We start from the raw sequence: 1,519 nt of genomic DNA on the forward strand, positions 1-1,519 counted from the left end.
TGGATTGACCTTGGCCTTTGGGTCACGCTACGGGATGCTTCTTTGGAGCCGCTACGCGATTGGCCGTAGGCCACGCTACGCGAACGCATCCACGACCGTATCCCAAACTCTTCCGTCTATTCCCGATTCCCGATTCCCGATTCCCGATTCCCGATTCCCCAAAATTGTCAATTCTCTTTTTTTCCATTAAACTAGTATTATCGGAATAGTTAAAGGGGAGTCCACTGATGAACAAGTGTGTTGGAACTACTGAAGCCGCATCTCTGTTAGGAATTTCGTCTCGGCGATTGCGCCAACTCCTAGAGAAGGGTAGGGTCAGGGGTGCTTATAAAAGTGGGAAATTCTGGATTATTCCTCTGTTCAACCATTTGCCACAAATTACCAAAGGGTCCCGTGGACCGAAGGGCAAATGGCGTACCAGTCGTCCCCCGGCTTTAGCGAAGATTAATGTCAACCGCAATCACATTGGCTCGAATATGAAGAAAAGCCCTCAAGAGCGGAAGCCAGTGATTTCAGTAAAACGAAAGGGCACCAATCTCTACGGCAACGAAGTCGAAATCCTCGGTCCTTGTAAGATTGTCTATAATCCCGATCATCCCCTCGATTGTGGCGCTCGTCTGTGGATCGAAACCTTCAGTGATATTCACTTCATTGGTGGCAGTTTCCCCGCTACTAGCTGAGTTCGGGAGTCGGGAGTCGGGAGTCGGGAGTCGGGAATCGGGAGTGTGGGAGGTGTGGGAAGTGTGGGGAGATGGAGAGATGGGGAGATTTGTATTAAGGGTAATTATCGGTTCTGATAGTAATAAGGTAAACAAGATTGTTTCCCTGTTCCCGATTCCCGATTCCCGATTCCCGATTCCCGACTCCCGATTCCCGACTCCCGATTCCCGACTCCCGATTCCCGACTCCCAATTCTTAATTCTAAATTCTTAATTCTTAATTCCCCATTCCTACAAAATCATCGGGATCTGATTAAGTTGATCTTCCCTTAAGGGTTCCGCGAACAAGCCTAACTTAACGGGGACATCATACAACCGACCGGGGGCGAATCTTGCCCAAAAATGGCGCATCCCTGGTACTATCACTTTGACTACATTTAAGCCAATATCCGGGCGGGTTTGGTCTAGAACTAGGGTTTCCATGCCTGCGGACTGGGCAATGTTGACACAGGTCATGACATCCTCATAAATATCATCACTCCACTGTTGAGCATAGTCACTGTAAAGCTTGAGGGGAATGTCAGGATTGGGAACCATGTAGGGATGGTCTTTGCGGTTTAGATTATGCTTATTCCATTCTTCCCAAGACCCGGTTTCACTGGGTTCCACGTCATCCACATAAAATCCCAGTTGGTTCATTTCTGTAACTGCCCGTAAAATAGCAATCCGAGGATCGAGATGGGCACCAAACCCGGCAATAATCCCTTCTTGTTCCTGATCGGTGCGGGCTGACACGGCAGCAAAGGCCGGAATGCCTAAATCACTGGTAATATCCAGCACCCACAAGTCACGTTTGCGAA

Annotated in this window: 4 protein-coding genes; 3 read left to right on the forward strand and 1 reads right to left on the reverse strand. The window is 48.8% G+C overall.

Annotation, left to right across the window (positions count from 1 at the left end; genetic code table 11):
- From F6K49_RS48010 to F6K49_RS48020, 3 genes are all read left to right on the forward strand, one after another.
- Window positions 1-190: hypothetical protein (locus tag F6K49_RS48010; RefSeq protein ID WP_293109670.1), on the forward strand; the 190-nt coding region annotated here is incomplete at its 5' end.
- A gap of 37 nt (window positions 191-227) precedes the next feature.
- Complete coding sequence (locus F6K49_RS48015) at window positions 228-680, forward strand: helix-turn-helix domain-containing protein (RefSeq protein ID WP_293109672.1); 453 nt, start codon at window positions 228-230, stop codon at window positions 678-680.
- Window positions 655-933: a hypothetical protein gene (locus F6K49_RS48020; protein WP_293109674.1), complete on the forward strand. Its 279-nt coding sequence runs from the start codon at window positions 655-657 to the stop codon at window positions 931-933. Before F6K49_RS48015 ends, F6K49_RS48020 begins: the two co-directional genes overlap by 26 nt.
- Before the next feature lie 17 nt (window positions 934-950).
- Here F6K49_RS48020 and F6K49_RS48025 read toward each other — a convergent pair.
- Window positions 951-1,519 (reverse strand): YcaO-like family protein (locus F6K49_RS48025; RefSeq protein ID WP_293109676.1); only part of this gene is annotated, 569 nt, incomplete at its 5' end.

The sequence above is a fragment of the Moorena sp. SIO3I6 genome, assembly GCF_010672095.1.

Bases quoted from the DNA above. Each gene is read 5' to 3' on its own strand.
- F6K49_RS48015 (WP_293109672.1), top strand. From the start codon at position 228: ATGAACAAGTGTGTTGGAACTACTGAAGCCGCATCTCTGTTAGGAATT.